Source organism: Pseudomonas sp. ABFPK, from assembly GCF_001586765.1.
Classification (GTDB): Bacteria; Pseudomonadota; Gammaproteobacteria; order Pseudomonadales; family Pseudomonadaceae; genus Aquipseudomonas; species Aquipseudomonas asiatica.
Genome location: NZ_LQXW01000023.1, coordinates 343,257 through 368,211, shown reverse-complemented (window position 1 = coordinate 368,211; position 24,955 = coordinate 343,257). Strand labels below are relative to the sequence as shown.

The following is a 24,955-nucleotide window of genomic DNA, read 5'->3' as shown; positions in this document are numbered from 1 at the left end:
GCAATCATTGTGGGAGCGGGTTTACCCGCGAACACCGGCACCGCCGGTGCCATCCACCGCGGCGCCTGCTTCGCGGGTAAACCCGCTCCCACAGAGTACGCGTCGCGCTTACGAAACCAGTTATCTTTTAGCGTCCGCTTTGGGTCGATAGCTGTCTGTCGCCTAGGGCCGCAGGATCCATCGCCCGCCGCTCCGTTCATTCAAACGCTAGCCTTCAGGCGGGGATATCCCGCAAACGAATTCATCCGATCCCAGGCGGTGCGAGCCGAACTCCACAACATAGCCAACCCCGCGGCGCTCCGCCTCGGCCCTGGCAGTCTTCTGGTCGGCATAAACATCGACGAAATGCCAGGGATGCCGGTCTCTCAGCACGCCCCATCCAAGCACCCAGCCGTCATTGTCCGGATCGGGTGGCAGGTTTTTCGCCAAGCTGCGGATGCCCATACATTGACCCCGATGTGCTAGCCAGTTTGCGGCTTGCGAAGCAACTACAAACCACGACTTGGACAAAAACGTATATGAAGCATAGCGTTTACTCGAAACCAGAGCCCAAGGCGCGCCCATTGGTTCGCTTTACAAGGGGCGGAAGCGATTTCTGACTGCCTGCGCTCGAATGCAGCAGGGTAGCGTGCGCTGCACCAACAGCCAGCGCACATGGGTCATCACCCCTCGAACTGAATCACCATCCGCCCTTTGATCTTGCCCTCCAGCATCTCATCGAAGATCTGGTTGATATCCTCGATCGGTCGCAGAGTCACCTTCGGCACTACTTTCCCTTCCGCCGCAAACTGGAAAGCTTCCTGCAGGTCCTGTCGGGTACCGACCAGCGAGCCGATCACTTCGATACCGTCCAGCACCAGCCGAGGGATGTTCAGGTTCATCGCTTCCGATGGCAGCCCGACCGCAACCAGGCGGCCTCCCGCGCGCAAGGCATCAACGGCCGAGTTGAAGGCAGCCTTGGCAACGGCGGTAACCACGGCGGCATGGGCACCACCGGTCTTGGCCTGTATGACCTTGGCGGCATCCTCGGTGCGTGAGTTGATGACCAGGTCAGCGCCCATCTCGCTGGCGAAGCGCAGCTGCTCTTCATTGACGTCGATGGCGATCACTTTGGCGTTGAAGACGTTCTTGGCATATTGCAGCGCAAGGTTGCCCAGGCCGCCGAGGCCGTAGATGGCGATCCATTGGCCGGGGCGGATGTTGGAGATCTTCACCGCCTTGTAGGTGGTCACGCCGGCGCAGGTAATACTGCTGGCGGCAGCGGAGTCGAGCCCGTCGGGCACTTTGACCGAGTAGTCGGCCTTGACGATGCAGGCTTCGGCCATGCCGCCGTCCACGGTGTAGCCGGAGTTTTTCACTTCGCGGCACAGGGTTTCGTTGCCGCTGTTGCAATACTCGCAATGTCCGCAGCCCTGGTAGAACCAGGCCACGCTGGCGCGGTCGCCCGGTTTGAGCGAGGTGACGCCTGGCCCTACTGCCTGGACCACGCCGATGCCTTCGTGACCTAGCACCACACCGGTCTTGTCACCGAAGTCGCCATTTTTCACATGCAGGTCGGTGTGGCACACACCGCAGCATTGCATCTTCAGCAACGCTTCACCGTGCTCGAGGGGGCGCAGGGTTTTCTCCACCACTTCCACGCGACGGCCTGGTGCAACAACAGCAGCTTTCATACGAGCCTCCGTATCCTGTTCCGAATGGGCTTGCTTATCGCCGGCTAAGCATAGCCCTGGGCCGATACGGTAAAACTGCCTCAGGTCATGGTCAGAGGCACTGTGCATGCCACAAAAAGAAAAGCCCGCGGCAACGATGCGGCGGGCTGTAAGAACATAGGGAGCAGGTTCAGTGTGCCCAGCGGGATGTCAGCATTTTGTGAAGCTCAGGTGATGGACTTGTCATGCATGGCTCAGCTCAAGCTGGCTGATGACGCACACCGAAGCATCCTCGGCTGGCGTGGTATCGGTGTAGTCCACTTGGTTGTACATCCCGCCATGGAAGTTCAGTGTTCGCGTGGCCCAGGTATCGTTGAACTGGAGCCCCGAGGTCGTGCCGGTGCGACCATTACAGCTGGCGCTGACCGTGCAGGCACCCGCCCGCGTTACCTCGATGGTGACGGCGAAGCGAGCCCCCAGAGGGACGTCGGTCAGTACCGTACTGTTGGCTGGACTGATCTGGTTGAACTCGCTACGGAATCCGACGGTTATTCTGGCCTTGTTCCAGAACACCTTGATTGGTGGGCTGTCGTCGTCTTTGACGTGCAGCTGAGCGATCACCACCTTCTGCGCCAGGTTGACCTTCTCCAGGACCATGGTCTGGTGGTTGCGATGCTGGGCGGCGCTGTTCAGTGCCCAATAGACGGGCTCCTTCCATTCACAGCGGGTGCGGTGGGTGCTTTTGCTGGAGGCGCCCTTGGTCGGGGCGGTCAGGCGCACCGAGCCATCATCCAGGCGGGCAACCACGTCGGGTAGCGTGGCCAGCGCCTGGGCGCCGGTCAGTTCAAGAGCGACCGGGTCGGTTTCGGATTTAGGTACAGGCGTGGTAATGATCAAGGTGTAGATGTTTACAGTCATGAAGGCTCTCCTTGAAAAAACAAAGGTCCTGCATCACTTGCGAGGGTGGTCAGCATGGGCCGGGTTCCATGTGATTTCACTGCACTGGACGCAGGGGGAGTGGCAGCAATAAAAAAGCCCGCCGGGTATGGCGGGCAAGCAACGTTTGAAGGGAGAGCCTGCAGCTTGGGTCCGGCCGGTTAACCCAGCATTAAGCGGTAATGCATTGACCTGTGCAGCCGATCCGCCTATACAGGCCTGCCACCAGCCCAGGAGTCAGCATGCGCGACGAAGATGACCTGCACGAACCCGAACATGATCACCTGCTTGATCACGAATTCCTCTACGACGACACTGAGGCAGAAGCCGATGCCCGAGGCGTCGAGGATGACATCGAGGAAGACGAAGAAACGCTGGATGACCTTGATGAAGAAGAGCGTGGTCACCCAGCCTGGTTCGACGACTGCGAAGACGACTGACTCAGCGCCCGTCCACCGAAAAACGCCCGGGGCCGCTTACCGCTAGTAACAACATGCCGCCCATGATGCTGAGGTTTTTCAGGAACTGGGTCATGTTGGCGCTGCGCTCAGGGTCGACCATGTTCCAGAACGGGTGGCCCAGCAGCGCCGTGCCCAGCACGAACAACGCAAACAGGAAGGCCAGCGGCCGGGTGTAGAATCCGAGGATCAGCAGGATGCCAACGGCGAATTCCATGAGCACGGCTACTGCCGCTGCCAGCATGGGGGCAGGAGCGCCCAGTGAAGTCATGTAGCCGACCGTGCCTTCGAACCCGGTCAGCTTGCCCCAGCCAGACAAGACGAACAGGATCATCAGCAGCACACGGGCAATCAGGATAATGATGTCGCGTTGACCATCGAACAGGGAGTAGCGCATGGCGGCGTTCCAGTGGACGGGTACAAGCACCACTCTAGCAGCTGCGCAAAGGATTGCTGGCGGGCAGCAAAAAGGCGCCGCAAGGGCGCCTTCGCAAGGAATTTGGTGCGAGTGGCGGGACTCGAACCCGCAAGGCTCACGCCGACAGATTTTAAGTCTGCTGTGTATACCAATTCCACCACACTCGCACGCTTGAAGGGGCCGTAACGACCAGCTCGCTTCTAAGCAGAAGGGCTTCGCAATCAAGCGCGCTTTATAACCCATTGTTATAGTTGAGTCAACCACAGCGCCTATGATCAACAGAATGAAGGTCGATCGAATGGGCAATTGACACCTTGCTATCATTACGCCACTGTTGCCCTTTTATTGGATCCAAAGAGTGTGCGGTGATGACTCTGTCCGATACTCCCGAGCGTATAGTGCACCCACGGCTATTGTGGAGACTTTTGTTCGTGCTGGTCGTCGTGCTGGCGGCATTTCTCTACCTGAGCCTGATCAGCCTGGGCGGTTATCTGCTGATGCTTGGGTTCGATGCCGAACACTCTCAACCGCAGCGGCTGATGGCCCTGGCTGGTGGAGGGCTTATCCTGCTGGTCGGCTTGTGGCTGCTGAAAGTGGCAATGCCTCGGCGCATCAGCCTTGTGCTGGTTGAGCCTGGGCGTTGAACCTCGCAATGTTTTCCCTCCTGCTGTGCCGGTGGAGTTCGCATGGTTTCAGCTGACTGTCTCGACCACCCTGTCATGCCTGCCCACCGCTATGAACAGCTGGTTCAGTCGGTGGTGGATTACGCCATTTACATGCTCGATCCTTCCGGCCATGTGGTGTCGTGGAACGCAGGCGCGCAACGTATCAAGGGGTACCGTGCCGATGAAGTGATCGGCCAGCATTTCTCGTTGTTCTTCACCCCGCAGGATTGCACCGAGGGCCGCCCGGAGCGCTTGCTGCGCCAGGCGCTGGAGCAGGGCGTGGCGCAGGATGAGGGTTGGCGCGTACGCAAGGATGGCACGCAGTTCTGGGCGCTGGCCGCCCTGGATGTGATTCGCGATGACCAGGGCCAGATTGTCGGCCTGGCCAAGGTGACCCGGGACATCACCGACCGTCGCGAGACGGCGCTGCAACTGGACGCGGTGCGCGCCCAGCTGTTCCAGGCACAGAAGCTGGAGGCCCTCGGCCAGTTGACCGGTGGCCTGGCGCATGACTTCAACAACATGCTGACCATCATCATCAGCTCGGCGCGCTTGGCGCTGGCCACCCAGGACCCGGCACGCGCCCAGCGCATGTTGCAGCACATTCTCGATGCCGGGCAGCGGGGCACCGAGCTGACCCAGCAGTTGCTCAGCTTTGCCCGCCACCGCAAGCTTGATGTGGCTTGCGTCGCCCCGGCGAACCTTGTTGCCGCCACCCGTGGTCTACTGGAGCATGCGCTGCCTGGATCGATTGACCTGGAGGTGGTGCTGCAACCGGACCTGCCCCTGATCGAGGTGGATGCCGGGCAATTGCAGATGGTACTGCTCAACCTGTTGTTCAATGCCCGCGATGCCATCACGGGGCAGGGCCGGATCGGCTTGACAGTCGAGGTGGTCGAACTGACCGGTGAGGTGGAGGGCCTGCACGGCGGGTTTGTGCGATTTGAGGTCGAAGACAGCGGCGAGGGCATCGCGCCAGCGGTACTGCCGCGGATCTTCGAACCGTTTTTCACTACCAAGCCCTTTGGCAAGGGGACTGGCCTGGGCCTCAGCCAGGTGTATGGTTTTGCCAGGCAGAGCGGTGGTGCCATTTGCGTCGACAGTAAGCCCGGCCGGGGAACTTGCATGCAGCTTTACTTGCCAATCTATCAGCACACGGACAGCCAACTCGACAGGTAGAACACCATGGCACAGGCACTCAGGCGGCTGGTGACGGGGATCGATGGGCTCGATGCGTTGCTCCAGGGTGGCCTGGTGGCTGGCGCGTCCTACATCATTCAGGGCCCGCCGGGGGCGGGCAAGACCATCCTCGCCAATCAGCTGGCCTGCGGGCATGTGCGCGGTGGTGGCCGGGTGCTGGTGGCCACCTTGCTCAGCGAGTCGCACGAGCGGCTGTTCCAGTACCTGGCGACTTTGGAGTTCTTCGACCCGGCGCTGGTAGGTGATCCGATCCAGTTCGTCAGTGCCTTCGATACCCTGGAGCAGGAAGGCCTGGACGCCGTGGTACGGCTGCTGCGCCAGGAAATCGCCCGCCAGCAGGCCAGCCTGCTGATCGTCGATGGCGTGCTCAATGCCCGGGTGCGTGCGGAAACCGCGCTGGACACCAAGAAATTCGTCTCCGAACTACAGGGCCATGCGGCCTTTGCCGGTTGTACCGTGCTGCTGCTGACCAGCGCCCGGCTGGAAGAGGGCAGCCCGGAGCACACCATGGTCGACGGGGTGATCGAACTGGGCGAGCAACTGTTTGGCAGCCGCGCCGTGCGTCATATCCAGCTGCGCAAGACGCGGGGCAGTGCGGCGTTGTCGGGGCGCCATGAATGCCTCATCGATGAAACCGGCATGCATGTATACCCGCGCCTGGAGTCACTGTTCAGCCACCCCAGCCAGGCGGGCAGCGCCACCTTGGAGCGCATCCGCAGCGGGGTGGCGACCCTGGATGAAATGCTCGGTGGCGGCCTGGCCACGGGCTCGGTCAGCCTGCTGATCGGGCCCTCGGGTATTGGCAAGACGTCATTGGGCCTGGCATTTCTCGGTGCCAGCAGCCTGCAGGCGCCGGGGCTGCATTTCGGCTTTTACGAAACGCCGGAGCGCCTGCGTATCAAGGCCGCGTCGCTGGGTTACGATTTTGCAGCCATGGAGCAGGCTGGCATCCTGCAGCTTTGCTGGCAACCGACTACCGAGGGCCTGCTGGACCAGGTCGGTGCGCGCCTGCTCGAGCGGGTCGAAGCGCAAGGCAGCAAGCGCGTGCTGATCGACAGCCTGGGGGCGTTCAGCCGCCTGGCCATCGACCCTGCGCGGCTCAATGCGTTTTTCCGCGCCTTGGTCGGCGAACTGCGCGCGCGCGATGTCAGCGTGATGCTGACCTGGGAAATGCGCGACATATTCGGCGCGGAAATCAGCGCGCCAGCCCCGGACCTGTCGAGCATCGTCGACAACCTGATGCTGATGCGCTTCGTCGAGCTGGATTCGCAGCTGCGGCGCATGCTGTCGATCCTCAAGGTGCGTGACAGCCACCATGACCCTGCCTTGCACGAGCTGCTGATCGGGCCGCAGGGCATTACCCTGCGCAAGGCGTTCGAAGGCGCTTGCGGTGTGCTTTCGGGAACGCCGGTGCCGCAGGGGAGCGGGTGACGGGGCGGGCGATGAACACCATCCTGATCGTCGATGACGAGTACCTGATTGCCGACATTCTCGGTTTTGCCCTGGAGGACGAGGGTTTTCTGGTGGAAAAGGCGAGCAACGGCTGCAAGGCGCTGGAGGCACTGAAGGAAAAGCGCGTTCAGCTCGTTATCACCGACTACATGATGCCACTGCTCAACGGTGAGGAACTGGTGCGCTCGATGCGTGAGGACCCGGCCTTGAGCGAGTTGCCGGTCATCCTCATGAGTGGCGCGCAGGCCAACCAGGGATGCCCGGAACTGTTCGCCGCAGTGTTCGACAAACCGTTCGACATGGACTGTATGATCGCCAAGGTGCACGAACTGCTAGGCACCTGAAGCGCGGGGCGATCAGGCGCGTCCGTGCGGCTTGAGGCAGGTCGCTCAGTGCGAGTCGTCGTGCTTTTCCGGGGCCGGGCTGCCGGCCTGGATACGCTTGAAAATCTCTTCTCGATGGACCTGGACGTCTTTCGGTGCATCGATACCGATCCTCACCTGCATCCCTTTGACGCCCAGAATGGTGACTTTGATGTCATCGTTGATGACGATGCTTTCGCCAACCTTGCGGGTGAGTATCAGCATGTAGTTCTCCTTGGTGATGTAAAAGTCCGTCGGGCTAGTTGCCACGGCGGCGGGAGCTTGTCCCTCTTCCTTCTCATTAAAGACGCTTTCGGCGGATAGTAATTCCCCGACAGACAAATTCTGTTGCGTGTCTTCAGTCGCAGGTGCCGAAGCAAACCGCCAGCGGTTTGTCGGCCAAGGTGCTCGGTGGCAAGAATAGGGGGCTTGGCGGCCAATGGGAAATTTCTTCGCATCATGGTCTGAATAGACCGGGTTAATGGTCATCCTGTTCCTCGAGTGCCTGAAGAAATAACAGCAAGGCTACTTCTTCACGGTCCAGGCCTTTGCGCACACGGTTCTTCGGCAAGTTGGCCAGGCGCCCCAGGGCATAGTGTTCAAGTACAGCCGGGTGAATGTAGCAGCGCCTGCACACTGCCGGTGTATTGCCCAGGCGTGATGCTACCTGGCGGACGATGGCGGCGACCTGGCGCTTGGCTTCGCTCTCGGGCTCCCAGGCCAAGGGCCTCAGCAGATCCAGGGCGAGGCTGCTACCGGCCCAGGTGCGGTAGTCCTTGGCGGTGAAGTCGGCCCCGGTCAGCTGCTGCAGAAACTGGTTGACCTCGCTGGAGCCGACGCTATGGCGCTGGCCGTCGTCGTCCAGGTACTGGAACAGCGCTTGGCCGGGCAGTTCCATGCAGCGCTTGAGCAGGTTGGCCAGGCGCCGATCGTTGAGGCTGACGTTGTGCTCGACGCCGCGCTTGCCGCGGAACTGGAAGCGGATGCTGCTGCCCTTCACCTCGACATGGCGGTTGCGCAGGGTGGTCAGTCCATAGGACTGGTTGTCACGCAGGTAGCGCTGGTTGCCGATGCGGATCAGGGTGTGGTCCAGCAGGCTGATCACCAGCGCCATCACCTTTTCCCGGTCCAGGCCTGGCCGGGCAAGGTGGTCGTGCAGCTGTGCGCGCAATTTCGGCAGGGCCTGGGCAAACGCCAGCATGCGCCCGTACTTGTGCTGGTCGCGTATTTCGCGCCACTGCGCGTGGTAGCGGTATTGCTTGCGGCCACGGGCATCGCGACCTGTCGCCTGCAGGTGGCCCTGCGGGTCGGCGCAGATCCACACCTCGGTATAGGCAGGGGGGATTACCAGTGCAGCGATACGGGCGAGGGTATCGCTGTCGCGCACCCGCTGGCCGTCGGCATCCAGGTAGATGAAGCGCCCTCTCCAGCGCCGCCGGGTCAGGCCCGGCTGGCTGTCGTCGACGTAGTGCAGGGTGCGCGGCAGGGGGCAGTCAAGCATGGTTGGCAGGCCTCGATCAGGTCACTGATCAATGGACACCAGCGACGTGGCCGATGCTCAGCCCAGCAGTGCCACCGACTTGATCTGGGCAAACAGCACCTGGCCCGGGTGCAGGCCGAGCTGGTCTGCCGAGAAGCGGGTGATGCGCGCGAGCAAGGCATTGCCGCCAGCATCCAGGCTGACCAGTACATGGGCCGGGTTGGCGGCCGGGCGGCTTTCGCGCACGCGCACCGGCAAGCGGTTGAGAATGCTCGAAGTGCTGTCGGCTGCCAGGGCCAGGCTGACGTCACGCGCCTGCACCTTGACCCGCAAGGTGCTGCCCATCACCTGGGCAGGGTGGGTGATACGCAACAGCGGCCCGTCGTTGCCGGGCAGGCGCAGGTCGAGCAGGTCGTAATGCGCGTCATGCGCCACCACCAGGCCTTCGAACACCACGCCGGCATCCTCGCCTTGGGCCAGCGGCAAGTCGAGGCGGGCCAGGGTTTCGCCGATCGGGCCGCTGGCCACTGCCTGGCCTTGCTCCAGCAACACCAGGTGGTCGGCCAGCCGCGCCACTTCCTCCTGGGCATGGCTGACATATACCAGCGGGATGTCCAGTTCGCCATGCAGGCGCTCCAGGTAGGGCAGGATCTCGCGCTTGCGCGGCCCGTCCAGTGCAGCCAGTGGCTCGTCCATCAACAGCAGGCGCGGGCTGCTGAGCAGGGCGCGGGCAATGCCCACCCGCTGCGCCTCGCCACCGGACAAGGTCGCCGGCCAGCGTGCCAGCAAGTGGCCGATACCCAGCAGCTGGCAGGCCAGGTCTAGGCTGACCTTGCGCTCGGCAGCGACCACCCGGCGCCAGCCGAACTCCAGGTTGCCGCGTACCGACAGGTGCGGGAACAGGCTGGCCTCCTGGAACACGTAGCCTACCGGGCGCAGGTGTGGTGCCAGAAAGAATCCGCGGGCGCTGTCTTCCCAGACTTCGCCGTTGACCTCGATGTAGGCGCTGGCGGCCCGTTCCAGCCCCGCCAGGCAACGCAGGCAGCTGGTCTTGCCAGAACCGGAGTGGCCGAACAACGCACTGATGCCACGGCCGGGCAGGTGCAGGTCTACGTCCAGGGTGAAGTCGTCGCGTGCCAGTTGCAGGCGCGCCACAATCGATGCGCTCATTTCAGCTCCAGCCAGCCTTGCCGCGGCGTCCTGCGTAAAGCAAGAGCAGCACCAGGAACGAGAACACCAGCATGGCACCTGCCAGCCAGTGTGCTTGCGAATAGGCCATGGCCTCGACATGGTCGAAGATCTGCACCGAGACCACGCGTGTCTTGTCGGGAATGTTGCCGCCAATCATCAACACCACGCCGAACTCGCCCACCGTGTGGGCGAAACCGAGGATGCTGGCGGTGATGAAGCCCGGACGGGCCAACGGCAGCACCACGTGGACGAAGGTGTCCCAGGGGCTGGCGCGCAGCGTCGCGGCCACTTCCAGCGGGCGCTGGCCAATGGCGCCGAAGGCATTCTGCAGCGGCTGGACCACGAACGGCATGGAGTAGATCACCGAGCCTATCACCAGGCCGGTAAAACTGAACACCACGCTGCCCAGGCCCAGCGCCTGGGTCGCCTGGCCCAGCCAGCCATTTGGGCCGAGGGCGATCAGCAGGTAGAAACCGATCACTGTGGGTGGCAGCACCAGCGGCAAGGCTACCACCGCGCCCACCGGCCCGCGCAGCCACGAGCGCGTGCGCGCCAGCCACCAGGCGATGGGCGTGCCGACGATCAGCAGGATGAGGGTGGTCATGCTGGCCAGTTTCACGGTCAGCCAGATGGCACCCAGGTCACTGGCATCCAGTGGCATCAGATTTCATAACCGTAGGATTTGATCACTGCCGCGGCTTTCGGGCCTTTCAGGTAGTCGACCAGGGCCTTGGCGGCGGGGTTGTCCTTGCCTTTTTCGAGGATTACCGCGTCCTGGCGGATGGGTTCGTGCAGGGACGAGGGAACGATCCAGGCCGAACCGCTTTCGACCTTGCCGTTCTTGTAGATTTGCGAAAGGGCGACAAAGCCCAGCTCGGCGTTGCCGGTGGATACGAACTGGAACGCCTGGGTAATGTTCTGCCCTTCGACCAGCTTGGGCCGGGTGGCTTCGGTCAGCTTCAGCTTGTCCAGCACCTGGGTGGCGGCCAGACCGTAGGGCGCGGTTTTCGGGTTGGCAATGGACAGGTGCTTGAACTGGTTGTTCTTCAGCACTTCGCCGTTGGCGTCGACATAGCCGGGTTTGGCCGACCACAGCGCCAGGGTGCCGATGGCGTAGGTGAAGCGTGAGCCCGGGGCAATCGCGTTTTCCTGCTCGAGCTTGGCGGGGGTGCTGTCGTCGGCAGCGAGAAATACCTCGAACGGCGCGCCATTCTTGATTTGTGCGTAGAACTGGCCGGTGGCGCCATAGGCAGCAATCAGCTTGTGGCCAGTGTCTTTCTCGAAGTCCTTGGCAATGGCCTGGATAGGGGCTGTGAAGTTCGCTGCGACCGCGACCTGGACTTCATCGGCCCAGGCAGTGCTGAAGGCAAGCAGGCTGGTCAGGGCAGTGGCAGCCAAGTGGGGCGGGCGGATACGCATGAAGACAGCTCCTTGGGGCTTATCGTTATATCCTTAACTATATAGCGATAGGCCATGGGCCGGGAAGGGGGCAGGATGATGCATGGCCAGGTCCGGCCCCTTCGCGGGCTTGCCCGCTCCCACAGTACTGCGCAGCATTCAAAATCAGTGGTGGGCCTGTGGGAGCGGGCAAGCCCGCGAAGAGGCCGAACCTGCTTATGCAGACGCCTGGCGGCCGATCACTGCCAGCGCCTTTTCGGCAATCTCCCGGGTCAACTCACCCGCCGGCATGTGCCTGCCCAGCCGCAACGCCTGCCCCGACCAGAGGTTGCTGAAATCGCTATTGCCCTGCGGATCCGTAATCGCCCGCAAAGGCATCAAGGCCCCACCGGCCAGCGGGAAGCGCGGGGCCAAATCGCTCATCGGCCCCAGCTCGCGCATGATGCGGTTGTTGATGCCACGCGCCGGTCGGCCGGTGAACAGGTTGGTCAGCGCCGTGTCGCTGGCAGGTGCGCTGTCCAGGGCCTGGCGATGCGCCGGCGACACCTTGGCCTCGGGGCAGAACAGGTACGCCGTTCCGATCTGCACTGCCGAAGCCCCCAAGGCCAATGCCGCCAACAGGCCGCGGTGGTCAGCAATGCCGCCGGCGGCAATCACCGGCACGCTGACCGCATCGGCCACCTGTGGCACCAGCGCGAAGGTGCCGATCTGGCTGGTGATATCGTCGCTGAGGAACATGCCGCGATGGCCGCCCGCCTCATAGCCCATGGCAATGATCGCATCACAGCCGTGATGCTCCAGCCACACGGCTTCCTCTACGGTTGTGGCGCTGGACAGCACCTTGGCACCACTGGCCTTTACCCGTTGCAGCAGGCCGGCATGTGGCAGGCCGAAGTGGAAGCTCACCACCTCCGGGCGCAGTTGCTCGACCAGCTGGCAGCTATGTTCGTCGAAAGGCGCCCGGTTGGACACCGGCGTGGGCGCCGTGAAGTCGGCTCCCACTTCGCTGTAATAGGGCTGTAGCGCCTGCTTCCAGCGTGCATCGCGCTCGGCATCGGGCGCTGGCGGCTGGTGGCAGAAGAAGTTCAGGTTCAACGGGCGGCCCGGGCAGCCGGCGCGGAAGGCAGCGATCTCGGTGCGCACCTGGTCGCCCGTGAGCATGGCGCAGGGCAGGGCGCCCAAACCGCCCGCCAGGCCCACGGCAATGGCCATGCCCGAGCCCGTCGCACCGGCCATGGGGGCCTGCAGAATGGGCAACTCGATGCCCAGCAGGTCGAGGATGCGGCGGTCGGGCCAGTGGCTCATGCGATTCTCCTTGCGCGGGCGGGCGGTACGGTGGGGCGGGTATTTACAAGGCTTTGCTGACCTGGATGTCGCTGATCTTCTCGGCGTCTTCGCCGTGAATCTTGCGCAGGGCTTCCAGGGCTTGTTCGAGGGAGGCGTCGGGCATCAGCGCGAAGTCCCAGCGGCGCTGGCCGTCGAGCTTGTACTTGATGACGTACTTGGTGGTCTGGGTCATGGTGGCCTTATCTGAGTTTCGACGATGAACGACGGACGATCTTGATCTTGTGGGTCAAGGTTGGCTTGCGGGTAACCGAGATCGGGCGGGTGGTCACGGTATCGATGGTGATGTTCCAGAAACCGGTGCTTGGCACGGTGATCTTCGCCGGGAACTTGTCGAAATGGCCACCGTGGTAGGTATGACGGCCGCCGTTCTTGAAGCTGCGGAAGTTGGCGTCGTTCATCAGGCGGATATTGCAGCGCTGGGAGCACTCGATGACGACGATATCGTCCTCGTTCAGGTGCTCGCGCTGGTGTACGAATTTCATGTGATGCTCCGCAAGGATTGGTTCTGCAAAGGCGAAAGATACCACGATGTCGGGTTACACTGCCGCGCTGTTCCGCCAGGCATAGATAAATCTGCCAAAGCAGGGAGCAAAACAGCCTGGCTGTGGTCAAAGCGGATTCTTGAAGGCAGAGGTGCTGCAAATGAAGTGGATGGTGGCGGCGTTGGCGATGACGCTGGGTGGCTGTGTGAGTGTTACGGAACTGGAACAGTCGCATGAAACGCTGGATGTAATCTCGGGCAAGTCCCCACGCGCGTATGCCGATTGCGTCAAGCAGAAGCTGGCCGATACCCGGGACCCGCTTGTGGAAGAGCAGCGTGGCGATGGCCTGCGGCTGATCGTGCCGCAAAAAATCAGCTCGGGCGTGGGCCCGGCGGCGCTGGTGGATATCGACAAGCGTGGCAGCGGCAGCAGCATCAAGCTGCACGAGCGGCTGAACAATTTCCCGCTGCGCCTGGGCGACGTGCGCACCGCAGCCACCCAATGCATTTCCGGTAGTTGATCCAGGGCAACTGATCACGCTCCTTTTACTTATATGTTTTAAGCCTAAGCTTATAACAATAGAAAAGGAGATTTGTGATGACACCGTTGAGTCGCGCCTTGGTCGGCAGCCTGCTGATCCTGGCCTGGCCCACGGCGCATGCCGCCGATGGCCAGAAAGTCTTCACCCAGGGTGGGGCCAACCCCGCCGCCATGGCTTGCCTGGGTTGCCATGGCCCGGACGGCAAAGGCATTGCCGCTGCCGGCTTCCCACGCCTGGCCGGGCTGCCGGCCGCTTACCTCAGCAAGCAATTGCATGATTGGCGCAACGGCAGCCGCAAGCAGCCGGTGATGGAGCCGCTTGCCAATGCCCTGAGCGAGGATGAGATCGAGGCGGTCAGCACCTATCTGGCCAGCCTGCCGGCAGACCCTGCCGGCGACCTGCGTCGCCAGCAGATCGCCGATGACCCCACCACCCGCATGGCCCTGTACGGTGACTGGAGCCGGCAGATTCCTGGTTGCGTGCAATGCCATGGCCCGGGCGGTGGCGGGGTTGGCGAACACTTCCCGCCCTTGGCCGGCCAGCCCGCCAGTTACCTGGTGGCGCAGCTCAATGCCTGGCGTGACGGCACGCGCAGCAATGACCCCAACCAGCTGATGGTCGGCGTGGCCAAGGCCATGACCGATGACGAGATCAAGGCCGTTGCCGAGTTCTTCGCCCGCCCCGCCAGCCAGGAGGTCAAGCCATGAAACCGATGATTCCAGCCCTGCTGCTGCTGGCCATGGGCAGCGCACACGCCGCCCAGATTGCCATGGAAGACCAGTCGCAGTTGAAAGTGCCTGGCGTGCAGGCCGCGCCGCAGTTCGTGCCACCAGCGGAAAGCGAGTTGCCTGACAATGCCTTTGGCCAGATGGTACGCGAGGGGCATGCGTTGTTCGTCGACACCCGCAGGTTGATGCCCGAGGCTGTGGGCAACGGCATGAACTGCAGCAACTGCCACCTTGACCAGGGGCGGCTGGCGCATTCCGCGCCGATGTGGGGGGCGTACCCGATGTACCCCGCCTACCGCAAGAAAAATGACAAGGTCAACACCTATGCCGAGCGCATCCAGGGCTGCTTCCAGTTCAGCATGAACGGCAAGCCGCCTGCGGCCGATAGCCCGCAGATGACGGCGCTGGCGGTGTATTCGTACTGGCTGTCGACCAAGGCGCCGACCGGCGTCGAGATTGCCGGGCGCGGGTACCCGGAGGTGCCGCAGCCAAAGGGCGGATACGACTTCAAGCGCGGTCAGCAGGTTTATCGTGAGCAGTGTGCGATTTGTCACGGCGACAATGGCGAAGGGCAGAAGGTGGCGGGCGAGTACGTGATGCCGCCGTTGTGGGGCAAGGACTCCTACAACTGGGGCGCCGGCATGCACCGGATCAATACCGCGGCGTCGTTCATCAAGTACAACATGCCGCTTGGCAAGCCGGGCAGCCTTAGCGATCAGCAGGCCTGGGATGTGGCGGCCTGGGTCAATCGCCATGAACGGCCGCAGGACCCGCGGCTGGTGGAGGGTTCCATCGAGAAAACGCGGGTGAAGTTCCATGCCAATGACGGGGTGAACCTGTATGGGCAGAAGGTCGATGGTGTGCTCATAGGGCAGGGCACCGGTAGCTGATGTATTGCCTGTACTGGCCTCCTCGCGGGCTTGTCCGCGAAGAGGCCAGTACAGGAAACCCCGATTTCCTGTCATCCATCTGTCATGGATGACAGCAATATTTACGATCCCCCGGAACTATCTACACTGGGTTATCTCTATCTTCCCATCGATCGGCCACAGGTAGGGCATTGTAAGGTGACTGCCGCCTGATTAGACTGCGCCGAATTCCACTGGCCTAGCCTTTTGTAAGGACGTATATGATCAAAAAATGCTTGTTCCCGGCAGCCGGTTACGGCACCCGCTTCCTGCCCGCTACCAAAGCCATGCCCAAGGAAATGCTGCCGGTGGTCAACAAGCCACTGATCCAGTATGGCGTTGAAGAGGCACTGGATGCCGGTCTGAACGAGATCTCCATCGTCACCGGGCGCGGCAAGCGTGCTTTGGAAGACCACTTCGACATCAGCTACGAGCTGGAAAACCAGATCAAGGGCACCGACAAGGAAAAATACCTGGTTGGTATCCGTCGCCTGCTCGACGAGTGCTCGTTCTCCTACACCCGCCAGACCGAAATGAAAGGCCTGGGCCACGCCATCCTGACTGGCCGCCCGCTGATCGGCGACGAGCCGTTCGCCGTGGTGCTGGCGGACGACCTGTGCGTGAACCCGGAAGGTGACGGCGTACTGACCCAGATGGTCAAGCTGTACAACCAGTTCCGTTGCTCGATCGTCGCCATCCAGGAAGTCGATCCGCAGGAAACCAACAAGTACGGCGTGATCGCCGGCGACATGATCCGTGACGACATTTTCCGTGTCACCAACATGGTCGAGAAGCCAAAGCCGGAAGACGCCCCGTCGAACCTGGCGATCATTGGTCGCTACATCCTGACCCCGGATATCTTCGACATCATCGCCAACACCGAGCCGGGCAAAGGTGGGGAGATCCAGATCACCGACGCCCTGATGCAACAGGCGCAGAACGGCTGCGTGATCGCCTACAAGTTCAAAGGCAAGCGTTTCGACTGCGGTGGCGCCGAGGGTTACATCGACGCGACCAACTTCTGCTTCGAGAACTACTACAAGACTGGCAAGGCTTACTGATAAGCCGCTACTTGTATCAAAGCTGATAACTGGGGCTGCTTTGCAGCCCTTCGCGGGCGCGCCCGCTCCTACAGGTATTGTGCAGGCCTTCAAGGTTGCGCCGGTACTGTGGGAGCGGGCGGGCCCGCGAAGGGTCGCAAAGCGGCCCCAGTGCGTTATGCTGGGCGCCTGCCTAGGAGAGTGAATACATGGCCTACGATTTTGATCTGTTCGTGATTGGTGCCGGGTCCGGCGGTGTGCGCGCGGCGCGGTTTGCCGCCGGCTTCGGGGCAAAGGTGGCAGTGGCAGAGAGCCGCTACCTGGGCGGCACCTGCGTCAACGTCGGCTGCGTGCCGAAAAAGCTGCTGGTGTACGGCGCACACGTCGCCGACGAACTGGAGCAGGCCGCAGGCTTCGGCTGGACCTTGGAAGAAGGGCACTTCGACTGGGGCACCCTGATTGCCAACAAGAACCGGGAAATCGAGCGCCTCAACGGCATCTACCGCAACCTGCTGGTCAACAGCGGGGTTACCTTGCTGCAGGGGCATGCGCGTCTGACCGGTGCCAATGAAGTGGAAGTGGAAGGCCAGCGCTACACCGCCGAGCACATCCTCATCGCCACCGGTGGCTGGCCACAGGTGCCGGACATTCCGGGCAAGGAACTGGCCATCACCTCCAACGAGGCCTTCTACCTCAAGGACCTGCCACGCCGGGTGCTGGTGGTGGGCGGTGGCTACATTGCCGTCGAGTTCGCCGGCATCTTCCAGGGCCTGGGGTCGGCTACCACACTGCTGTACCGTGGCGACCTGTTCCTGCGTGGCTTCGACGGTTCGGTGCGCACGCACCTGAAGGAAGAACTGGAAAAGCGCGGCCTCGACCTGCAGTTCAATGCCGACATCCAGCGCATCGACAAGCTCGAGGACGGCAGCCTCAAGGCCACCCTCAAGGATGGCCGCGAGCTGGTCACCGATTGCGTGTTCTATGCCACCGGCCGGCGCCCGATGCTGGACAACCTTGGCCTGGAGAACACCGGCGTCGAGCTGGATGAACGCGGTTATATCCGGGTAGACCCGCAATACCAGACCACCGCGCCGTCGATTCTGGCGATTGGCGATGTGATTGGCCGCGTGCAACTGACCCCGGTGGCACTCGCCGAGGGCATGGCCGTGGCCCGGCGCCTGTTCAAGCCTGAGCAATACCGCCCGGTGGACTACCAGAACATCCCCACCGCGGTCTTCAGCCAGCCGCCCATCGGCACCGTGGGCCTGACCGAGGAGCAGGCACTGGAGGCAGGGCACAAGGTGCAGGTATTCGAGAGCCGCTTCCGTGCGATGAAACTGACCCTGACCGACATCCAGGAAAAGACCTTGATGAAGCTGGTGGTCGATGCCGAAACCGACAAGGTGCTGGGCTGCCACATGGTTGGCCCTGATGCTGGCGAGATCATCCAGGGCCTGGGCATTGCCCTGAAGGCCGGTGCGACCAAGCAACAGTTCGACGAAACCATCGGCGTGCACCCCACGGCGGCCGAAGAGTTCGTGACCATGCGCACCGCGACGCGCTGACTCAACGGAACGCATACCGTTGTAGGAGCGGCCTTGTGTCGCGATGGGCTGCGAAGCAGCCCCCAGTATTTCTGCAATCGTGAGATACACAGGGGCTGCTTCGCAGCCCATCGCGACACAAGGCCGCTCCTACAGGAGTGACACGACCATGGAGTCAGGGGTATGACCCCGCAATCCTTTGCTCAGCCCATTCCCTTCTATTAGTTACTACCGGTTATAGCCAAAACCAATCAAAAGCATGAGCTTTGCCAATGAGCCTTTATCGGGACCAGCGGTTAGGATTCTCTCCATCAACTGATTCCAACCCCATGAAGGAGCGTCTCTCATGCCAATCATCAACAGCCAGGTCAAACCGTTCAACGCCACCGCCTACCACAAAGGCGAGTTCGTCCAGGTCAGCGAAGCCGACCTGAAAGGCAAGTGGTCTGTCGTGTTCTTCTACCCGGCCGACTTCACCTTCGTCTGCCCGACCGAGCTGGGTGACCTTGCTGACAACTACGCCGAGTTCCAGAAGCTGGGCGTGGAAATCTACGGCGTGTCCACCGACACCCACTTCACCCACAAAGCCTGGCACGACACTTCGGACACCATCGGCAAGATCCAGTACCCGCTGATCGGTGACCCGACCCACGTCATCTCGCGCAACTTTGACGTGCTGATCGAAGAAGCCGGCCTGGCCGATCGCGGTACCTTCGTGATCAACCCGGAAGGCCAGATCAAGATCGTCGAACTGAACGACGGTGGTGTAGGCCGCGATGCTGCCGAACTGCTGCGCAAGGTGAAGGCTGCCCAGTACGTTGCCGCTCACCCAGGCGAAGTTTGCCCGGCCAAGTGGAAAGAAGGCGAAGCCACCCTGGCTCCATCGCTGGACCTGGTCGGCAAGATCTAAGCCGATGCGCATGTCGCGGGCGGTAGCCAGCCGCCAAAGCTGAAGTACCTACCGCCCCGTAAAAGCGCCCGGGCGACCTCGCCTGGGCGTTTTTGTATCCGAGTTTTGAAAAAGGAATCGCCCGTATGTTGGACGCCACGCTTAAATCGCAACTGAAAACCTACCTGGAGCGGGTCACCCAGCCGATCGAGATCGTTGCCTCCCTCGACGACGGCGCGAAATCCCGCGAATTGCACGACCTGCTGGTGGAAATTGCCAGCCTGTCGAACCTTATTACCTTCAGCGCGGACGGCAGCGATGCCCGTCGTCCATCGTTCTCGCTGAACCGCCCGGGAGCCGACATAAACCTGCGCTTCGCCGGCATCCCCATGGGCCACGAATTTACCTCGCTGGTGCTGGCACTGCTGCAGGTCGGGGGCCACCCGTCCAAGGCCAGTGCCGAAGTGATCGAACAGATCCAGGCGCTGGAAGGCGAGTTCACCTTCGAGACCTACTTCTCGCTGTCGTGCCAGAACTGCCCGGACGTGGTCCAGGCGCTGAACCTGATGGCGGTCCTCAACCCCAACGTGCGCCACGTGGCCATCGATGGCGCGCTGTTCCAGGCGGAGGTGGAATCGCGCAAGATCATGGCGGTGCCGAGCATTTACCTGAACGGCGAAGTGTTTGGCCAGGGCCGCATGGGCCTGGAAGAAATCCTCGGCAAGATCGACACCAGCGCAGGCAGCCGCCAGGCCGAAAAGATCAACGCCAAGGGCGCCTTCGATGTGCTGGTGGTCGGTGGTGGCCCAGCCGGCGCTTCGGCAGCCATCTATGCCGCGCGTAAAGGCATACGCACTGGTATTGCGGCCGAGCGTTTCGGCGGCCAGGTGCTCGACACCCTGGCCATCGAGAACTTCATCTCGGTACAGGAAACCGAAGGGCCGAAGCTGGCCACGGCGCTGGAAGAGCACGTCAAGCAGTACGACGTGGACATCATGAACCTGCAGCGCGGTGAAGCGCTGATCCCGGCCACCGATGGCGGCCTGCACGAAGTACGCCTGGCCGGCGGTGCCTCGCTCAAGGCCAAGACCGTTATCCTGGCTACCGGTGCCCGCTGGCGTGAGATGAACGTGCCGGGCGAACAGGAATACCGCGCCCGTGGCGTGGCTTACTGCCCGCACTGTGACGGCCCACTGTTCAAGGGCAAGCGCGTGGCGGTGATCGGTGGAGGCAACTCGGGCGTGGAAGCGGCCATCGACCTGGCGGGTATCGTCGCCCAGGTAACGCTGATCGAGTTCGACAGCCAGCTGCGTGCCGATGCGGTACTGCAGCGCAAGTTGCACAGCCTGCCGAACGTCAAGGTGATCACCAGTGCGCTGACCACCGAAGTGCTGGGCAATGGCGAAAAGGTGACCGGCCTGCGTTACAAGGACCGCACCACCGACCAGCAGCATGAAGTGGCGCTGGAAGGCATCTTCGTGCAGATCGGCCTGCTGCCGAACACCGACTGGCTGAAAGGCACCGTCGAGCTGTCGCCGCGTGGCGAGATCATTGTCGATGCCAAGGGCCAGACCAGCATCCCTGGTGTGTTTGCGGCGGGTGACGTGACGACTGTGCCGTACAAGCAGATCGTGATTGCGGTGGGTGAGGGGGCCAAGGCATCGCTGGCGGCCTTTGACCACCTGATCCGCACTTCGGCACCGGCGTAAGCCTGTACCGGCCCTTTCGCGGGCATGCCCGCTCCCACAGGTACTGCACAGGTCTTGATATTTGTGAGGAACCCTGTAGGAGCGGGCATGCCCGCGAATGCGTCAGAACTGACAAAGCTGAATCTGAGGATGTCTATGATTACTGCAGACACCCTCAGGAATCACACCCATGACCCTGATCAGCCGCGAACCCTGGTGGCTAGTCCCCCCAAAGCCCGGGCAGCAAGAGCAGGACCTGCACTGGGGCTACCTGGAAATCTACGCCGACGGTCGCACCGTGTTCGTCGACCAGCGCCCCAGTGACCGGGAGCTGGCCGAGCGCAAGAGCTGCCGCAACTTCCCCGACCCCGAGCCGTGACGGCTCAGCCTTCCAGTTCGGCCAGGCGTGCTTCCAGCGCCGCGATGCGAGCTTCGAGGGCTTCGATGCGTTCTTCCGACACATTGCCGCCGCTGCTGCGTGCCCCGCCTTCTTGTTGCCGGGCAGCCAGGATTGCGTCGATTTCGGCCGGGTCGCCCAAAGCATGGGTGTAACGGTCTTCGCGCTGGCCGGCCTGACGCGGCAGGTGCAAGGCCAGGCCGCGCGAGATCAGGCGCTCCAGCTGGTGCTGGATCTGCTCGGTGTCGTCGAAGTCGTGCAGGCGGTTGCTGCGGGTCAGCAGTTCGTTGAGGGTTTGCGGCCCGCGCAGGAACATCAGGCCCATCAGCACCAGTTGCGCCGGCACCAGCTCAAGCGCCTTGTCCACCCGTTGTTCCCAACGGTCGGCGCGGCTGCCCATCTGCAGGCGGGTCATGTCCTGCCCTTCGAGGGCGCGCAGGGCTTGGCCGACCTGGCCTTGGGTGAGGTTCATGACCGGCTCGCGACTGGTCTTCTGGTTGCAGGCCAGGACCAGGGCGTTGAGGGTCAGCGGGTAGCTTTCCGGGCTGGTGGCCTGCTTCTCGATCAGCGAGCCGAGAATACGGATCTCGATGCTGCTGAAGCGGCCTTCACCGGCGGTTTCGTGTTCTGACATGGCCCTGTCTCATTGCTGGGGAAAGGCCACTAGGGTAGGTAATGCCATCGTGTTAGGCAATTGGCACCTGTGGGAGCGGGTTCACCCGCGAACACCGGCGCAGCCGGTGCCATGCACCGCGTCGCCTGATTCGCGGGTGAACCCGCTCCCACAGGGGCCCGGCAAACTCAAGCGTTGCGCCGCTCTTCAGCCTGGCACGCCGCCGCGGTAAACAGCACATCGGTAGAAGAATTCAGCGCCGTCTCGGCCGAATCCTGCAGCACGCCGATGATGAAGCCAACCGCCACCACCTGCATGGCAATTTCGCTAGGGATACCAAACAGGCTGCACGCCAGTGGAATCAGCAGCAGCGAGCCACCGGCCACGCCCGAGGCGCCGCAGGCACAGACCGCCGCCACCACGCTGAGCAGCACGGCGGTCGGCAGGTCCACCATAATACCCAGAGTATGCACTGCCGCCAGGGTCAGCACGGTAATGGTGATGGCGGCACCGGCCATGTTGATGGTCGCACCCAGCGGGATCGACACCGAATAGGTGTCCTCATGCAGGCCAAGGCGCTCCGACAGGGCCAGGTTGACCGGGATGTTGGCTGCCGAGCTGCGAGTGAAGAACGCGGTGATACCGCTTTCGCGCAGGCAGAGCAGGGTCAGCGGGTAGGGGTTGCGGCGGATTTTCCAATATACGATCAGCGGGTTCATCACCAGCGCCACGAACAGCATGCAGCCGATCAGCACCGCCAGCAGGTGCAGGTAGCCGAGCAGGGCGTCCAGGCCCGACTGGGCCAGGGTGGCGCTGACCAGGCCGAAGATGCCCAGCGGGGCGAAGCGGATGACCACGCGTACGATCAGGGTCACGCCATTGGACAGGTCCTCTACCACGGTGCGGGTGGTTTCGCCGGCATGGCGCATGGCCACGCCCAGGCCGATGGCCCAGGTCAGTATGCCGATGAAGTTGGCGTTGAGCAGGGCGTTGATCGGGTTGTCGACCGCACTCAGCAGCAGGTTCTGCAGCACCTCGGTAATGCCCCCCGGCGCGCTCAGCGCAGCGTCGCTGGTAGTCAGCACCAGGTTGGACGGGAACAGCATGCTGGCGACCACGGCGACTACCGCTGCGCTGAAGGTGCCCAGCAGGTACAGCCAGAGAATCGGGCGAATATGGGTTTCCTGGCCGTGACGGTGGTTGGCGATCGATGCCATGACCAGGATGAACACCAGCACGGGCGCCACCGCCTTGAGGGCGCTGACGAAGACTTTCCCGAGGAAGGCCATGTCGCGGGCTATGGCGGGCGCGAGCAGGGCCAGGGCGATGCCGGCGATCAGGCCGATGACGATCTGCGTCACCAGGCTGGTGCGGTTGAGGAAGCGGAGGACGGGGGTCATGTGCAACGATATCCCAGCATGTTCAAAAAGGGCGCGACTTTACCATAGACCTTCGTCGAGCAGGGCGGCCTGAAGAAGTCAGCGCCCGCGCCGCCGCGACACCCGCGCCTCGATGTTCTTGCGCCCGATCAGCAGTGGCGGCTTCTCCACTACCGGCTCGTCCGCCAGCCATTTGTACATCACCAGGCAGTCCACCAGCCCCAGGCGGGCATGGCGGTAGGCCTTGGGCAAGCGGCCAACGGTTTCGAAGCCCAGCTTGTGCCACAGCGCCACTGCCACCTCGTTGGTGGCCACCACCGAGTTGAACTGCAGGGCCAGAAAGCCCTCCTGGCGTGCCTGTTTCTGGGAGTGCTCGCACATCAACCGCGCGACGCCGCGGCCGCGTGCCGTTTCACAGACCATGTAGCCGCAATTGCCCACGTGCTCACCGGGCCCGGCGGCATTGGCCTTGAGGTAATACGACCCCAGCATCGCGCCGTCTTCCTCGGCCACGAATGTGCGCATGGGCAGTTCCAGCCACAGCTGGCGGGCCTGTTCGAAGCTGAGGGCCGGGTCGAATGCGTAGGTTTCACGGGCCTGTACGACGGCCTGGAAGGTGGGCCAGAAGTGTTCGAAGTCTTCCGGTGTCATGGGGCGGATGTGGATCATGCGGGTTCCTGCAAGGGCTGGGCCGCCCAGTCTGGGTGGCGCGGCGCCGTCGCGCAAGGGCGGCGACGCCATTTGCGTTCAGCCGTTGGCCTTGCCCACCGCATCCATGGCACGTGCCGAGTAAACCAGCGCGGCACCAGCGTTCATCGCCACGGCCACGCCGAGGGCCTCGGCGATTTCCTCGCGGCTGGCACCGTGCTTGACGGCCTGCTGCGAATGCACCGCGATGCAGCCATCGCAGCGTGTGGTCACGGCCACGGCGAGGGAGATCAGCTCGCGGGTCTTGGCGTCCAGGTGGTTGGTCTTGGCCCCTGCGCCGCTGGCGGTCATGTAGCCGGCCACGGTGTCAGGGGATAGCTGCTTGAGATCGCCGATGCCGGCCATCAACTGCTTACGGTAGGCGTCCCAGTCCATCATGCTCATCGTCTTCACCTTGGGGAGGTTGCGAGTGGAGCTTTCAGGCTAGTCGAAGAGTGGAAAGTGTGAGGCTTGTACTTTGGTTGGTTGCGCGCAGGCCTTTGGACTGCGCGCTCCCACATCGATCAGATATAGATGAACACCAGCACCAACGCCGCGACGAACGCCCACTTCTCCAGGTAGTAGCGCGTGCGGTTGCGCTTCTTCAGCGCCTTGCCACGTTCGCGGATCTTGTAGATACGAGTGAACAGCCGGTTGATGCCACCGGTCTTGTCGCCGGCATCGTTGGGGGCGGCGGCAGCGGCCATGACGTTGCGGCTGAACCAGCGGTTGAACGCGGTTGCCCAGCGGTACTTGAGCGGGCGTTCCACGTCGCAGAACAGGATGATGCGGTTGTGCTCGGTGGTATTGGCCGCGTAGTGGATGTAGGTCTCGTCGAAGACCACGCCCTCGCCATCGCGCCAGGAATATTTCTCACCGTCCACATCGATGTAGCAGCCATCGTCGTTCGGCGTGTCCAGGCCCAGGTGGTAGCGGTACGAGCCGGCATACGGGTCGCGGTGGCGCACCAGCTTGGCGCCCGGTGGCAGGGTGGCGAACATGGCGGCCTTGACCGTGCCGATGCCTTTGAGCAACTCGGTGGTGCGTGGGCACAGGGTCATCGCCGAAGGGTGGCTTTCGCCGTACCACTTCAGGTAGAAGCGCTTCCAGCCGGTCTTGAAGAATGAGTTGAAACCGACATCATCGTAATTGTCGGACTTCTTGATTTCGCCCACATGCAGCAGTTGCTGGGCTTCCTCGCGGATTTCCTGCCAATGGTCCTGCAGCGTCTGCAGTTCGGGGAAGGCCTCCACCGGCAGGTACGGCTTTGCAGGGTGCCGGGAAAACAGGTACAGGAAGCTGTTGATCGGCGCCAGGAAGCTGGAGTGGTCGCCCAGCTGACGGGTCAGCTTGTGGCGGACGCGACCGCGCAGGTGAACATAGGCGATCGAGAGGATGAAGATGAGGACTAAGGCGATTTTCATGGGCGGATACGTCAAGTAATGGCCATGCGTGATGGCTAAGCCCGCCAGCATAAACAATCGAGCCGATGCTTTGTAG

30 protein-coding genes and 1 tRNA gene are annotated in these 24,955 nt (G+C 62.5%); 13 read left to right on the top strand and 18 right to left on the bottom strand.

Annotated features, from left to right (window positions below):
- Positions 1-207: 207 nt before the first annotated feature.
- From WM94_RS29240 to WM94_RS16975, 3 genes are all read right to left on the bottom strand, one after another.
- Positions 208-444 (bottom strand): hypothetical protein, encoded by a 237-nt coding sequence (locus WM94_RS29240; protein WP_075045625.1) that lies wholly within the window; start codon positions 442-444, stop codon positions 208-210.
- 218 nt (positions 445-662) lie between these two features.
- Positions 663-1,673, bottom strand: coding sequence for an alcohol dehydrogenase AdhP (gene adhP / locus WM94_RS16980; RefSeq protein ID WP_013973198.1), 1,011 nt, complete (start codon positions 1,671-1,673; stop codon positions 663-665).
- Positions 1,674-1,895: 222 nt separating this feature from the next.
- Positions 1,896-2,570, bottom strand: a complete 675-nt coding sequence (locus WM94_RS16975; protein ID WP_061551766.1) for a polysaccharide lyase family 7 protein — start codon at positions 2,568-2,570, stop codon at positions 1,896-1,898.
- A gap of 260 nt (positions 2,571-2,830) precedes the next feature.
- On the opposite strand from WM94_RS16975, the gene WM94_RS16970 reads away from it, so the two are divergent.
- Positions 2,831-3,028: a hypothetical protein gene (locus tag WM94_RS16970; protein ID WP_015270883.1), complete on the top strand. Its 198-nt coding sequence runs from the start codon at positions 2,831-2,833 to the stop codon at positions 3,026-3,028.
- Between the two features lies 1 nt (position 3,029).
- On the opposite strand, the gene WM94_RS16965 is transcribed toward WM94_RS16970, so the two are convergent.
- Both WM94_RS16965 and WM94_RS16960 read right to left on the bottom strand, forming a co-directional pair.
- On the bottom strand, positions 3,030-3,443 hold the full coding sequence (locus WM94_RS16965) for a DoxX family protein (protein WP_015270882.1): 414 nt from the start codon (positions 3,441-3,443) through the stop codon (positions 3,030-3,032).
- Positions 3,444-3,546: 103 nt separating this feature from the next.
- A tRNA-Leu gene (locus WM94_RS16960) sits at positions 3,547-3,631 on the bottom strand.
- Positions 3,632-3,832: 201 nt separating this feature from the next.
- Between WM94_RS16960 and WM94_RS16955 the strand changes: the two genes are divergently transcribed.
- From WM94_RS16955 to WM94_RS16940, 4 genes are read left to right on the top strand one after another with little or no spacing between them, the layout of a single operon-like run.
- Positions 3,833-4,108, top strand: coding sequence for a hypothetical protein (locus tag WM94_RS16955; protein WP_043935716.1), 276 nt, complete (start codon positions 3,833-3,835; stop codon positions 4,106-4,108).
- 42 nt (positions 4,109-4,150) lie between these two features.
- Entirely contained in the window at positions 4,151-5,308 is a 1,158-nt protein-coding gene (locus WM94_RS16950) for a nitrogen regulation protein NR(II) (protein WP_061551765.1), read from the top strand.
- 6 nt (positions 5,309-5,314) lie between these two features.
- The gene (locus WM94_RS16945; RefSeq protein ID WP_061551764.1) at positions 5,315-6,760 is read left to right on the top strand and encodes an ATPase domain-containing protein; all 1,446 of its coding nucleotides are present in this window, start codon (positions 5,315-5,317) and stop codon (positions 6,758-6,760) included.
- Between the two features lie 11 nt (positions 6,761-6,771).
- A complete protein-coding gene (locus WM94_RS16940; RefSeq protein ID WP_013973192.1) occupies positions 6,772-7,125 on the top strand; it encodes a response regulator in 354 nt (117 codons plus the stop codon).
- A gap of 45 nt (positions 7,126-7,170) precedes the next feature.
- Here WM94_RS16940 and csrA read toward each other — a convergent pair whose 3' ends face one another.
- From csrA to WM94_RS16905, 8 genes are all read right to left on the bottom strand, one after another.
- A complete protein-coding gene (gene csrA, locus WM94_RS16935) occupies positions 7,171-7,368 on the bottom strand; it encodes a carbon storage regulator CsrA (protein WP_004375914.1) in 198 nt (65 codons plus the stop codon).
- 253 nt (positions 7,369-7,621) lie between these two features.
- Positions 7,622-8,644, bottom strand: a complete 1,023-nt coding sequence (locus tag WM94_RS16930) for a DNA topoisomerase IB (protein WP_039614484.1) — start codon at positions 8,642-8,644, stop codon at positions 7,622-7,624.
- Between the two features lie 57 nt (positions 8,645-8,701).
- Positions 8,702-9,793: a molybdenum ABC transporter ATP-binding protein gene (modC, locus tag WM94_RS16925; RefSeq protein ID WP_061551763.1), complete on the bottom strand. Its 1,092-nt coding sequence runs from the start codon at positions 9,791-9,793 to the stop codon at positions 8,702-8,704.
- Position 9,794: 1 nt separating this feature from the next.
- Positions 9,795-10,475 (bottom strand): molybdate ABC transporter permease subunit, encoded by a 681-nt coding sequence (gene modB / locus WM94_RS16920; protein ID WP_061551762.1) that lies wholly within the window; start codon positions 10,473-10,475, stop codon positions 9,795-9,797.
- Positions 10,475-11,233 (bottom strand): molybdate ABC transporter substrate-binding protein, encoded by a 759-nt coding sequence (gene modA, locus WM94_RS16915; RefSeq protein ID WP_061551761.1) that lies wholly within the window; start codon positions 11,231-11,233, stop codon positions 10,475-10,477. The genes modB and modA overlap by 1 nt, the downstream gene beginning before the upstream one ends.
- A gap of 195 nt (positions 11,234-11,428) precedes the next feature.
- Complete coding sequence (locus WM94_RS16910) at positions 11,429-12,517, bottom strand: nitronate monooxygenase family protein (protein ID WP_061551760.1); 1,089 nt, start codon at positions 12,515-12,517, stop codon at positions 11,429-11,431.
- 43 nt (positions 12,518-12,560) lie between these two features.
- Complete coding sequence (locus tag WM94_RS30470; RefSeq protein WP_013973186.1) at positions 12,561-12,731, bottom strand: hypothetical protein; 171 nt, start codon at positions 12,729-12,731, stop codon at positions 12,561-12,563.
- A gap of 7 nt (positions 12,732-12,738) precedes the next feature.
- Entirely contained in the window at positions 12,739-13,041 is a 303-nt protein-coding gene (locus tag WM94_RS16905; protein ID WP_004375922.1) for a DUF1883 domain-containing protein, read from the bottom strand.
- Between the two features lie 160 nt (positions 13,042-13,201).
- Between WM94_RS16905 and WM94_RS16900 the strand changes: the two genes are divergently transcribed.
- The 8 genes from WM94_RS16900 to WM94_RS16865 all read left to right on the top strand — a co-directional run bounded on the left by WM94_RS16900 (position 13,202) and on the right by WM94_RS16865 (position 20,758).
- The gene (locus WM94_RS16900) at positions 13,202-13,561 is read left to right on the top strand and encodes a hypothetical protein (RefSeq protein WP_015270872.1); all 360 of its coding nucleotides are present in this window, start codon (positions 13,202-13,204) and stop codon (positions 13,559-13,561) included.
- Between the two features lie 77 nt (positions 13,562-13,638).
- Positions 13,639-14,289, top strand: coding sequence for a cytochrome c (locus WM94_RS16895; protein ID WP_015270871.1), 651 nt, complete (start codon positions 13,639-13,641; stop codon positions 14,287-14,289).
- Complete coding sequence (locus tag WM94_RS16890; RefSeq protein ID WP_061551759.1) at positions 14,286-15,200, top strand: c-type cytochrome; 915 nt, start codon at positions 14,286-14,288, stop codon at positions 15,198-15,200. The genes WM94_RS16895 and WM94_RS16890 overlap by 4 nt, the downstream gene beginning before the upstream one ends.
- A 239-nt stretch (positions 15,201-15,439) precedes the next feature.
- Positions 15,440-16,279: a UTP--glucose-1-phosphate uridylyltransferase GalU gene (gene galU, locus WM94_RS16885; protein ID WP_013973181.1), complete on the top strand. Its 840-nt coding sequence runs from the start codon at positions 15,440-15,442 to the stop codon at positions 16,277-16,279.
- A gap of 188 nt (positions 16,280-16,467) precedes the next feature.
- On the top strand, positions 16,468-17,823 hold the full coding sequence (gene gorA / locus WM94_RS16880; RefSeq protein ID WP_061551758.1) for a glutathione-disulfide reductase: 1,356 nt from the start codon (positions 16,468-16,470) through the stop codon (positions 17,821-17,823).
- 325 nt (positions 17,824-18,148) lie between these two features.
- On the top strand, positions 18,149-18,712 hold the full coding sequence (gene ahpC / locus WM94_RS16875) for an alkyl hydroperoxide reductase subunit C (RefSeq protein ID WP_004375926.1): 564 nt from the start codon (positions 18,149-18,151) through the stop codon (positions 18,710-18,712).
- 125 nt (positions 18,713-18,837) lie between these two features.
- The gene (gene ahpF, locus WM94_RS16870; RefSeq protein WP_061551757.1) at positions 18,838-20,400 is read left to right on the top strand and encodes an alkyl hydroperoxide reductase subunit F; all 1,563 of its coding nucleotides are present in this window, start codon (positions 18,838-18,840) and stop codon (positions 20,398-20,400) included.
- Positions 20,401-20,569: 169 nt separating this feature from the next.
- The gene (locus WM94_RS16865) at positions 20,570-20,758 is read left to right on the top strand and encodes a hypothetical protein (RefSeq protein WP_013973178.1); all 189 of its coding nucleotides are present in this window, start codon (positions 20,570-20,572) and stop codon (positions 20,756-20,758) included.
- 4 nt (positions 20,759-20,762) lie between these two features.
- On the opposite strand, the gene WM94_RS16860 is transcribed toward WM94_RS16865, so the two are convergent.
- From WM94_RS16860 to lpxO, 5 genes are all read right to left on the bottom strand, one after another.
- Positions 20,763-21,410, bottom strand: a complete 648-nt coding sequence (locus WM94_RS16860) for a YceH family protein (RefSeq protein ID WP_061551756.1) — start codon at positions 21,408-21,410, stop codon at positions 20,763-20,765.
- Positions 21,411-21,577: 167 nt separating this feature from the next.
- On the bottom strand, positions 21,578-22,789 hold the full coding sequence (gene sstT, locus WM94_RS16855; protein WP_061551755.1) for a serine/threonine transporter SstT: 1,212 nt from the start codon (positions 22,787-22,789) through the stop codon (positions 21,578-21,580).
- A gap of 78 nt (positions 22,790-22,867) precedes the next feature.
- Positions 22,868-23,437: a GNAT family N-acetyltransferase gene (locus WM94_RS16850; RefSeq protein ID WP_061551754.1), complete on the bottom strand. Its 570-nt coding sequence runs from the start codon at positions 23,435-23,437 to the stop codon at positions 22,868-22,870.
- Between the two features lie 78 nt (positions 23,438-23,515).
- Positions 23,516-23,860, bottom strand: a complete 345-nt coding sequence (locus WM94_RS16845) for a carboxymuconolactone decarboxylase family protein (RefSeq protein ID WP_013973174.1) — start codon at positions 23,858-23,860, stop codon at positions 23,516-23,518.
- A gap of 119 nt (positions 23,861-23,979) precedes the next feature.
- Positions 23,980-24,879, bottom strand: a complete 900-nt coding sequence (lpxO, locus tag WM94_RS16840; protein ID WP_061305723.1) for a lipid A hydroxylase LpxO — start codon at positions 24,877-24,879, stop codon at positions 23,980-23,982.
- Positions 24,880-24,955: the final 76 nt, after the last annotated feature.

Coding starts and splice junctions, on each gene's coding strand:
- adhP (WP_013973198.1), bottom strand. CDS start 1,673: ATGAAAGCTGCTGTTGTTGCACCAGGCCGTCGCGTGGAAGTGGTGGAG.
- WM94_RS30470 (WP_013973186.1), bottom strand. CDS start 12,731: ATGACCCAGACCACCAAGTACGTCATCAAGTACAAGCTCGACGGCCAG.
- WM94_RS16905 (WP_004375922.1), bottom strand. CDS start 13,041: ATGAAATTCGTACACCAGCGCGAGCACCTGAACGAGGACGATATCGTC.
- lpxO (WP_061305723.1), bottom strand. CDS start 24,879: ATGAAAATCGCCTTAGTCCTCATCTTCATCCTCTCGATCGCCTATGTT.
- WM94_RS16965 (WP_015270882.1), bottom strand. CDS start 3,443: ATGCGCTACTCCCTGTTCGATGGTCAACGCGACATCATTATCCTGATT.
- WM94_RS16940 (WP_013973192.1), top strand. CDS start 6,772: ATGAACACCATCCTGATCGTCGATGACGAGTACCTGATTGCCGACATT.
- ahpF (WP_061551757.1), top strand. CDS start 18,838: ATGTTGGACGCCACGCTTAAATCGCAACTGAAAACCTACCTGGAGCGG.
- gorA (WP_061551758.1), top strand. CDS start 16,468: ATGGCCTACGATTTTGATCTGTTCGTGATTGGTGCCGGGTCCGGCGGT.
- WM94_RS16845 (WP_013973174.1), bottom strand. CDS start 23,860: ATGAGCATGATGGACTGGGACGCCTACCGTAAGCAGTTGATGGCCGGC.
- WM94_RS16945 (WP_061551764.1), top strand. CDS start 5,315: ATGGCACAGGCACTCAGGCGGCTGGTGACGGGGATCGATGGGCTCGAT.
- WM94_RS16950 (WP_061551765.1), top strand. CDS start 4,151: ATGGTTTCAGCTGACTGTCTCGACCACCCTGTCATGCCTGCCCACCGC.
- csrA (WP_004375914.1), bottom strand. CDS start 7,368: ATGCTGATACTCACCCGCAAGGTTGGCGAAAGCATCGTCATCAACGAT.
- modA (WP_061551761.1), bottom strand. CDS start 11,233: ATGCGTATCCGCCCGCCCCACTTGGCTGCCACTGCCCTGACCAGCCTG.
- WM94_RS16895 (WP_015270871.1), top strand. CDS start 13,639: ATGACACCGTTGAGTCGCGCCTTGGTCGGCAGCCTGCTGATCCTGGCC.
- WM94_RS16890 (WP_061551759.1), top strand. CDS start 14,286: ATGAAACCGATGATTCCAGCCCTGCTGCTGCTGGCCATGGGCAGCGCA.
- WM94_RS16865 (WP_013973178.1), top strand. CDS start 20,570: ATGACCCTGATCAGCCGCGAACCCTGGTGGCTAGTCCCCCCAAAGCCC.
- WM94_RS16900 (WP_015270872.1), top strand. CDS start 13,202: ATGAAGTGGATGGTGGCGGCGTTGGCGATGACGCTGGGTGGCTGTGTG.
- modC (WP_061551763.1), bottom strand. CDS start 9,793: ATGAGCGCATCGATTGTGGCGCGCCTGCAACTGGCACGCGACGACTTC.
- ahpC (WP_004375926.1), top strand. CDS start 18,149: ATGCCAATCATCAACAGCCAGGTCAAACCGTTCAACGCCACCGCCTAC.
- WM94_RS16955 (WP_043935716.1), top strand. CDS start 3,833: ATGACTCTGTCCGATACTCCCGAGCGTATAGTGCACCCACGGCTATTG.
- sstT (WP_061551755.1), bottom strand. CDS start 22,789: ATGACCCCCGTCCTCCGCTTCCTCAACCGCACCAGCCTGGTGACGCAG.
- modB (WP_061551762.1), bottom strand. CDS start 10,475: ATGCCACTGGATGCCAGTGACCTGGGTGCCATCTGGCTGACCGTGAAA.
- WM94_RS29240 (WP_075045625.1), bottom strand. CDS start 444: ATGGGCATCCGCAGCTTGGCGAAAAACCTGCCACCCGATCCGGACAAT.
- WM94_RS16850 (WP_061551754.1), bottom strand. CDS start 23,437: ATGATCCACATCCGCCCCATGACACCGGAAGACTTCGAACACTTCTGG.
- WM94_RS16930 (WP_039614484.1), bottom strand. CDS start 8,644: ATGCTTGACTGCCCCCTGCCGCGCACCCTGCACTACGTCGACGACAGC.
- WM94_RS16860 (WP_061551756.1), bottom strand. CDS start 21,410: ATGTCAGAACACGAAACCGCCGGTGAAGGCCGCTTCAGCAGCATCGAG.
- WM94_RS16970 (WP_015270883.1), top strand. CDS start 2,831: ATGCGCGACGAAGATGACCTGCACGAACCCGAACATGATCACCTGCTT.
- WM94_RS16975 (WP_061551766.1), bottom strand. CDS start 2,570: ATGACTGTAAACATCTACACCTTGATCATTACCACGCCTGTACCTAAA.
- WM94_RS16910 (WP_061551760.1), bottom strand. CDS start 12,517: ATGAGCCACTGGCCCGACCGCCGCATCCTCGACCTGCTGGGCATCGAG.
- galU (WP_013973181.1), top strand. CDS start 15,440: ATGATCAAAAAATGCTTGTTCCCGGCAGCCGGTTACGGCACCCGCTTC.